Here is a 9,406-nt window from a genome sequence, read left to right as displayed (position 1 = left end):
CACCTGGAAGTGCGCGGCCCCGAGCGCATTGCGCTGGTGGGTGACAACGGCAGCGGCAAGTCGACGCTGTTGCGGGTGCTCGCCGGACAGCACCCGATAGACGAGCAGGCACTGTATCGTGGTGTGCCACTCACGTCGGTGGTGTTCCTCGACCAGCACGCCACGTTGCTCGATGCCCATGCTACGATTCTCGATGCGATGCGGGCCGCGTCCGTGGCCCGTGGTGAGCGGCTGGAAGAAGAATCGCTGCGCGCGACGCTGGCCCGATTTGGGTTTCGCGCTGAACAGGCGGAGCGGCGGGTGAGTCAGCTGAGTGGGGGAGAGCGTATGCGGGCCGCGCTCGCCTGTGTGCTGGGCGTGACCGGTGCATCGGCGCCGCGATTGCTGCTGCTGGATGAACCCACCAATCATCTCGATCTCGCCAGCCTGCATGCGGTGGAGAGCGCGTTGCGCGGCTTCGACGGCGCGTTGGTGATTGCCTCGCACGATCGGCACTTTCTGGATGCCATCGGCGTCACACGCGTCGAACCCGTGGCACGGTGGCATCCCCACGTGGTGTCGGGTGAACCCGGATATGCAGATGCCTGATAATGGGCGACACTGCAGGGTAGATCATCCATAGATCATCCGTAGAACATCCTGTTTTCTGGAGTGCCCATGGGATCGACCACACCGAAACTCAGCGAGTTCCTGTCCACGTTCGAGCCGGTCGCCGCGCCGCGCGGCCCGCTCATGCTGGCCAGCGATGGGGCGCAGCCATCGGACGCGGCGTTCCCCATGGCGCTGCATCTGTCGGCGCACACGGGCGCGCCGGTGCAGGTGGTGAGCACACTCATGACCCACGTGATGCCCACGTTCGCCATCGATGCGATGCCGGTGCCGACCGTGCCGATGAACGTCCTGCTGGACGGCCGGCTCGAGGCGATTCAGGGACAGATGGCGCGGCTACTGCCGCCCAGCGTCACCTGGCCGGTTTCGGTCCGATCGGGCGACGCGGTGCGGGAGATCGTGCATCAGGCGCGGGAGGCCGATGCGCGGCTCATCGTGACGGGCCGCGGCAAGCATGGTTTGCTGGAACGCGTCCTGGGCGGTGAGACTGTGCTGCGACTCCTGCAGCTTGGTGATACACCGGTCCTGGCGGTGAGCCAGGAGCACCACGCGCTGCCGAAGCGCGTGGTGATCGCCACCGACTTCAGCGTGTTCAGCATCTACGCCGCACAGGTGGCGCTGGAGCTGGTGTCGGCTGATGCGTGGGTGCAGTTCGTGCACGTTGCTCCATCACTCGACGGCACTGCCCCGATGCTGCAGGAGTTCGCCAGCGAGTATCGGGAGCAAGCAGCGCGCAGCTTTGAAGAGCTCATGTCGCACCTGAGACGGCCCGGCCTCACGCTCAGTGCACAGCTCCTGGAAGGCGACGCGGCGGCAGCCATCGGGCAACACGCGCACGCAGTGGACGCCGATCTCATCGTCACCGCCACCCACGGCTATGGATTTCTGCGGCGTATGGTGCTGGGCAGTGTCACAGCGGAGCTCGTGCGTACGGCACCCTGCTCCGTGTTGTGTGTGCCTGGCAGTGCGCGCACGCTCGCGCTGGCGCGGGCGCAGGCCATTGCGCGTCATCGTCAGACGCGCCGATTGGCGGCCGAGCATCTGGATGCCGAACTGGCGGCGTTTTCGACGCGCAATCGCGGGCGCGCCTGCACGGTGGAAGTGCGTCAGCGCGACATTGGGGTGCAGCCGATCGGTCATCACCTCGCGTTCGCCGGCGCCAGCCTCGATTCACCGCAGGGCGGTATCGTGCTGATGTTCGGCGACGCCGACCACGCCCACCTCTCGCATCAGGTTCGGGGACGCGAACAGGTGGAGCTGATCGTCGACGAGGAAGGCCGTGACCAGGTGCTGTGTATCACATACGACGGTGGTCAGACGCAGATCGTCTTCGACTGACCACCGGGACCGTCAGGACGTCGGGCGTCCCTCGAGCGCCTTGGCGCGCACGGTCTCCATGATACGCAGCATGTCGGCTTCACAGCGCATTCTTTCATCGGACGTCCACAGATCCTGATTGGCCGCCACGCGAATGGAGGCCAGCATTTCGTCCACGAGTTCACGCAGACGCGGATTCTGGCGACGTTCACTGCCGTCGAATTTGGACGGCGAATGGGAAGGGAAAGCAGGAGTCATGTCCGGAATGTCGGCGTAGATCACACGTCGGACAATACGTGAATCCAAACCACAATCCCGCGGAAGAAATGTCGCCGACGAGCAATCGCTTGACCCCGGGCGGTGTACCATTCGACAAGACCCAAGGTTTGTGGCCAGAGCCATTGGGCGGTCGAAGGTCTTCAATGCCATACAGGGGTACTGCCCAGGCTGTGACGGCACACGATCCTGACCAATACCATGACCCCCAGCCTGACACATGCGATGGTTTCCTGGATCGAGTAGTCCCATAGCGCTGCAAACCAACGCCAGTGAAGAGTTGCTCGCTGGGCCCATCAGGGGAGATCTGCTCGGTGCGGATCACCTGGCCACACGAGCACGCGAGATCGCCCGTCACCAGAAAGTCACAGCCGGGCGGGGGCCCCTGCGACCAGCCAGACTCCTGGAGAGGCTCTCGCAAACTCGCGAAATCCTCTCCACGGCACGCAATAGGCTGATTCTCTCGGCCGCGGAAACGGAAGTTGAAGGTGATGCGGCGGGTGATTGGTTTCTCGACAACTACCATGTGGTGCAGGAACAATTGCAGACTGTACGGAACAGTCTGCCGGGGGGCTTCTATCGAGAACTCCCGGAGCTGACCGCGGGGCCGCTGACCGGCTATCCGCGCGTGTACGAGATGGCCATCTCGTTGATCTCGCACACGGAAGCACAATTGACGCCCGACAATGTCGACCTGTATGTCGACGCTTTTCAGGGCGTGACGCCCCTGTCGATCGGCGAGCTGTGGGCCGTGCCCGCGATGCTGCGTCTTGGCCTGATCGAAAGTGTGCGCCGAATGACATTGCGCACGGTGATGCGGCTCGATGAGCGGGCTCGGGCCACTGTCGCGGCGGATCGCATCCGGGATGCCAACATGCTCGGCGGGCCGCACGTGCGTCTGGCGTTGCAGGAGTTTGCCGAGCAGGACCACGCGCTCTCGCCGCATTTCGTATCGCGATTCCTGCAGCTGCTGCGGCAAACGGAAGGTGCCTCCACGGCGTTGGAATGGCTCGAGCACTGGTTGCACGACGCGGGTGTTCCTCCTGCCCAGGTGGTGGCGGAGTCGACGCAGCGACTGGCACTCACCCAGCGCGTCATGGCGAACACCATCACGAGCCTACGTGATGTCGGCTTGCGCGACTGGCGGGTGTTCGTCGAGCATCAAAGCGCGATGAATGCCGTGTTGTGTGCAGATCCGGATGGCACCTATCCCACTATGGTCTTCGCAACCCGCGACCGGTATCGCCATGTCGTGGAGCGGATTGCCAAGGCCACGGGCCGCGCTGAAGTGGCGGTCGCCGCGCAAGCGGTCGAACTGGCACGCATCGGCATGCGAACAGCGGTCCCGGGTCAGACCGCACCAATGGGTCATGTGGGTTACTACCTCATCGACCAAGGGCTTGCCGAGCTTGAAAGGTGGGCGGGCTATCGACCGAAATTCCGAGAGCGACTCCAGCGCTGGGCGCACCGCGCTCCAAACATGGTGTTCGTTGGCGGATTGATCGTATGCACCACTATCGCCTTCCTGGCGGTCTTGCTCATGCGCGGACCGCCGGCATTTCACCCGGTCTGGTTACTTCTGCTGTTGGTTGGACCGTTGGTGGATTTCGGGAACGTATTGGCGCAGCAGCTGATCATGTCAGTATTGCCCACGCATGTATTGCCCCGTCTCGATGTTCGGATCCCGGAGGTGGCTGCCGCGCATCACACGGTGCTGGTCATGCCAACGCTCTTCGGTGATTCGCGGGATGTGCAGCGGGCATTGGAGCGCCTCGAGGTACAGTTTCTCGCCAACAGCGACGCGCCCCTGCATTTCGCTCTGCTTTCGGATTTCGTGGATGCCCCCACGGAAACCATGCAGGAAGACGCTGCCATTATTGCTGCAGCGGAGCAGGGGATCGAGCGATTGAATGGACAGTACGCCTCAGGAGGTGCCGCGCGCTTCTTTCTGCTCCATCGCGCGCGACAGTGGAATGCGGGTCAAGGGGTATGGATGGGCTGGGAGCGCAAGCGCGGCAAGCTCAGTGCCTTCAATCATCTGCTGCGCACCGGTGACCGTTCAGGCTTTTCGGTCATCAGTGGCGATGTGTCTGTGCTGGAAGGTGCACAGTTCGTCATCACGCTGGATGCGGACACCATGTTGCCGCAAGACGGTGCCGCAGCGCTCATCGGCACCCTGGCACATCCCCTCAATCGCGCGGTGTACGATGCCGCACGCCATGGAGTGGGGCGCGGCTATGGCATTCTGCAGCCGCGTGTCGGTGTCTCGCTGCCCAGTGCTCACGCTTCACAATTTGCGGCAATCGCCTCCGGTCAACCCGGTGTTGATCCCTACTCCACGGCCAGCTCCGACCTGTACCAGGATCTGCATGGTGAGGGCAGCTACACGGGCAAAGGGATCTATGACGTCGACATTTTCGAGCGTGTCACGGAAGGTCGCTTCCCTGAAAATGTGCTCCTTTCACATGACTTGCTCGAGGGCAACTACGCGCGTGCGGGTCTTGCCAGCGATGTCATCGTCTATGATGACTTTCCATCGACCTACCTCAGTCACAGCCGCCGCAAGCATCGGTGGATTCGCGGAGACTGGCAACTCCTGACCTGGCTGCGGCCGACCATCCCGGGTCCCCAAGGTCGGGAGCGGAATCGGCTGTCCTTTCTGGCGCGTTGGAAGATTGTCGACAATCTGCGTCGCAGCACGGTGGAGATTTTTCAGGTGCTGTTGCTGTTCTGTGCCTGGACGGTGCTGCCAGGTTCGCCGGTGTATTGGACATTGCTGGTGCTGACGTTGGTCGTGGCACCGTGGACGATCGCGTTGTGCTTTGCCCTGCTGCGTCCACCACGTGAGGGAGCGTGGCGGGAGCACTATGCCTCTGTGGCCCAGGATGCGAGGATGGGGGCACAGCAGGCCTTTCTCGCGCTTGTCGTGCTTCCACACCAGGCGTGGCTGTCTGCCGACGCCATCCTGCGGACACTCTATCGTGTCTGCGTCTCGCGGAGAAATCTCCTCGAGTGGCAGTCTGCAGCACTCGTCGAACAGCAGGTGGTCGACATCCGCCGCGAAAGCTGGCGCGCCTTCCGTGCCGTGACCGCTTTGTTGGCTCTGGCTGCCATTGCCACCACCGGCGCATCGGTCTGGAGCATCGTCCGATCCCACGGCTCATGGAGTTCGCTGTGGCCGCTCCTGCTGTCCATGTGGCCGCTCGTGCTGCTCTGGCTCAGTGCCCCAAGGTTCGTGTCGCACTGGAGTCAGCCGCCCACCGCTGCACGCGCGCCGCTGAGTGACGAAGATCGTGCGGACGTGCGCCGCTATGCGGAGCGGCACTGGGCGTACTTCGATCGATTCGTGACCGCCGATTCACACTGGCTGGTTCCCGACAATTTTCAGGATGACCCTGCACCCGCGGTGGCGATGCGCACGTCGCCCACCAACATCGGCCTCCAGCTGCTTGCGACGCTGAGTGCACACGATCTCGGGTTGATCACCGCCGAAGACACGGTCGGACGCCTCGAACGGGCGTTCGCCAGCATGCATCGACTGCAGCGGTACCGAGGGCACTTCCTCAACTGGTACGACCTGAAAGATCTGGCGCCACTGCCTCCGGCCTATGTGAGCACGGTCGACAGCGGCAATCTCGCGGGGCACCTGCTCGCCGTCCGACAGGGTTGCCGACAGCTCGCTTCGGATCATCCGGAACTGGCACCGCGTTTGCGCCGCCTGGCGGGGCAGTCACGGACCTGGGTGATGGAGATGGAGTTCGGTTTTCTGTACGATCCTGCCCGCAAATTGTTCACCATCGGATTCCACACCGATACGATGGTGAATGACGACGCGTTCTACGATCTCCTCGCGTCGGAAGCCCGGCTGGCGAGTTTTGTCGCCATCGCCAAGAACGATGTCCCGGTGGAGCACTGGTTTCGCCTGTCCCGTCTGTTGACGCATGCCCGGGGTGCGACCACGCTGGTGTCATGGAGTGGCAGCATGTTCGAGTATCTCATGCCACTTCTGGTCATGCGGTCACTCACCGGCACGTTGCTCGACCAGACCTATCATGGTGCGGTGGAGCAGCAGCGCCGCTACGCGCGCAGCAAGGGTACGCCGTGGGGCATGAGCGAGAGTCTCCACAATGTGCGCGACCACGAACACACCTATCAGTACCGCGCCTTTGGTGTGCCGGACCTCGCGCTGCAGCGTGGATTGGGACGCGATATCGTGGTCGCGCCGTACGCCACCGCCCTCGCCGCGCTGGTGGATCCGCGCCGAGCCCTCGGCAACATGCGTGCGTTCGAGGACATGGGCGTATTGGGCGAGTTCGGATTCTTCGACGCGCTCGACTACACCAGACCGACGCCGGATGAACCCTTCGGCGCCGTGCACGCGTGGATGGCTCACCATGTCGGCATGACGCTGGCTTCCCTGACCAACGTACTTCAGTCGGATGTGTGGGTTCGGCGGTTCCATGCGGACCCCCTGGTGAAGGCCGCCGAGCAGCTCCTGCATGAACGGGTACCACGCGTCGTCGTCAAGCGAACGGCAGAACCCGGACAGCAGGAGGCACCAACACGCCCTGAGCTCGCTGAACCGCCCGTGGCGCGCATCGTGGAGACCGCGGAAGCCTCCGCACCACGTGTCGCACTGCTTGGCTCCGGTCCCTACACCGTCATGCTGAATCACAGCGGCAGTGGCTACAGTCTGCACAACACCACGGCCGTGACGCGCTGGCGGGCCGACGCCACGACCGATGACACGGGCCAGTTCTTCTATCTCCGCGACCTGACCACCGGACGGGTCTGGTCGGCTGGCGCCGCACCGCTGGGACCGTCAGGAGAACGGTCGTGGACCCACATGGCGCTGGACCGGGTGTCGTTGCATCGCGTGGATGGCGAGATCACCACCCACACGGAAATCACGGTGGTGCCGGGAGATGCCGCCGAAGTTCGACGCATCACCCTCACGAATGCCGGACGCACGGCACACGACATCGAACTCACCAGCTACAGTGAGATCGTGATGACGTCGGTGGATACAGATCGTGCGCACCCAGCCTTCTCCAATCTCTTTGTCGAGACGGAATGGCACGCATGGTGCGCGGCGATCACGGCCTATCGCCGTCCCCGGTCACCGGCAGATCCCGTCCGCTGGTGCGTGCACCTGCTCGATGACGGTCCCGATCGCCTGGGCTCGGCAAGCTGCGAAACAGACCGTGCGCGTTTCATCGGTCGTGGACGTTCGGTTCGAAATCCTCTGATGCTCGACGCCAGCGGGCCGCTTTCCGGCACGACAGGGGCCGTCCTCGATCCCATCATGGCTCTGCGAACTCATGTCCGTGTTCCACCCGGACAGTCGGTGAACGTGGCGTTCACCACCTTGATCGCCGACAGTCGCGAAGGCGCGTTTGCCTTGGCCGATCGCTACCACGCGGCGCAGGCGGCGCAACGCGCATTCGACGTCGCGGCCACGGTCACGCAGATCGAACTACGCGAGTTGGATCTCACCGCATCGCAGGCAGCACTCTTTCAGGACCTTGCGACACAGCTGCTTTTTGGGCGAGGAAGCCTCGCACCGCCAGCGGACGAGCGTTGGCGCAATCGTGGTGCACAGCCCGCGCTCTGGGCATACGGGATATCCGGCGACGTGCCCATCCTGCTGGCCACGATAGACAGCATGGCAGGACTGCCCACCCTGCGCGAACTCTGCATGGCGCATCACTATTGGCGTCGACGCGGTTTGGCCGTGGACCTCGTGATCATCAACGGGGAACAGCATGGCTATCAGCAGGAGATACGCGATGCCATCAGCGATGCGATCGCCTCGTTCGGCGACAGTACGCTCCTCGATCAGTCTGGTGGCACGTTTGTACGTCGCCGTGACGGTTTCACGGGAAGCGACTTTCTGATGCTCTCCGCGACGGCGCGTCTGCAGGTCCCGTGTGATGGTCGGGCCCTGCAACGCATTCTCGGCACGGCCGCGTTGCGGATGGCGAACGCCTCCAGCGTCATCGCGGGCGGTGAGCGTTCCGGGGCTTTGGCCACTATTGTCTCCGCCATCAAGCCCCTGGTCGAGCCGTTGTTGTCTGCCCCGATCCTTCCGCCGCTCATCGCACCAGCGGCACCGATCGACCTGCCACCCCTGCGCTTCGACAATGGCATCGGCGGACTGGATGCGGACGACAGCTATCTGATGCGAATCGACGGACAGCACCTGCCTCCAGCACCCTGGATCAACGTGATCGCCAATCCTCACGGCGGCTGCATGGTATCCGAATCCGGAATCGGTTGTACGTGGGCTGAGAACGCACATTTCTTCCGTCTCACACCGTGGCACAACGATCCCATCAGCAATCCAGTCAGTGATGCGCTCTATATCCAGGACGCAGAGCAGGGCGATCTCTGGTCGGCGACTCCAGACCCGGTGCGCAACGCAGGTGCGTACCGGGTACGCCACGCCACCGGCTCCACGTCCTTCGGACATGAACACAACGGGATAGAAACCGAGCTGACCGTGGGAGTGCCGGAAGCCCATTCGGTGCGATTGGTGGTGGTGCGCATCACCAATCACACGAATCGACCGCGGTCGTTGGTCATCACGGCGTTTGTGGAGTGGGTACTGGGTGCACACCGCGAACTCACGCAGCACCAGGTGCGCACACGTTTCCTGCGAGACGAATCCTGCATCGTGGCCTGCAACAGCTTTGACCCGGCGTTCATGGATTGGGTCGCATTCCTCGGGGTCAGCGAGCCCGTGACGAGTTATACGGCAGACCGCGCGGCGTTTCTGGGTCCACGAGGAAGTCGTCGCGACCCGATGGCGTTGCGCGGAGGAGATCTCGACAACCGAACCGGCGCGGATATCGATCCGTGCGGTGCGCTGCAGATGCGCATGACGCTGGCTCCGGGGGAAACACGGGATATCGTGGTGCAGGTGGGCGCGGCGCCTTCCGAAGGCGAGGCACGCACGTTGCTGGCGCGGTATCGCACACCGGAATCCGCGCGTGAAGCCATGCAGCGGGCGGAGTCGGCATGGGCCGATCGGTTGGGCATGATACGTGTGCAAACGCCGGAACCATCGTTCGACGCATTGGTCAATACCTGGATGCTCTATCAGGCCACATCGTCACGCCTGTGGGCGCGCACGGGACTCTACCAGAGCAGTGGCGCCTTTGGATTTCGAGACCAGCTGCAGGATGCCATGGCGTTGCTGTAT

At 63.4% G+C, this 9,406-nt stretch carries 4 protein-coding genes; 3 read left to right on the top strand and 1 reads right to left on the bottom strand.

What is annotated here, in order from left to right; all coding sequences use genetic code 11:
* A partial coding sequence (locus tag VGE27_RS03525; RefSeq protein ID WP_331048253.1) for an ATP-binding cassette domain-containing protein occupies positions 1–588 on the top strand: 588 nt, incomplete at its 5' end.
* Between the two features lie 69 nt (positions 589–657).
* Positions 658–1,947 (top strand): universal stress protein, encoded by a 1,290-nt coding sequence (locus VGE27_RS03520; protein WP_331048252.1) that lies wholly within the window; start codon positions 658–660, stop codon positions 1,945–1,947.
* 12 nt (positions 1,948–1,959) lie between these two features.
* Here the strand turns inward: VGE27_RS03520 and VGE27_RS03515 are convergent, their stop codons facing one another.
* Positions 1,960–2,184, bottom strand: coding sequence for a hypothetical protein (locus tag VGE27_RS03515; protein WP_331048251.1), 225 nt, complete (start codon positions 2,182–2,184; stop codon positions 1,960–1,962).
* 238 nt (positions 2,185–2,422) lie between these two features.
* On the opposite strand from VGE27_RS03515, the gene VGE27_RS03510 reads away from it, so the two are divergent.
* On the top strand, positions 2,423–9,406 hold a 6,984-nt coding region (locus VGE27_RS03510; RefSeq protein WP_331048250.1), incomplete at its 3' end, for a glucoamylase family protein.

This window comes from Gemmatimonas sp. (assembly GCF_036405635.1).
GTDB lineage: Bacteria > Gemmatimonadota > Gemmatimonadetes > Gemmatimonadales > Gemmatimonadaceae > Gemmatimonas.
Note: the sequence above shows the minus strand (reverse complement) of the source record. Positions and strands in the feature narration are given on the sequence as shown.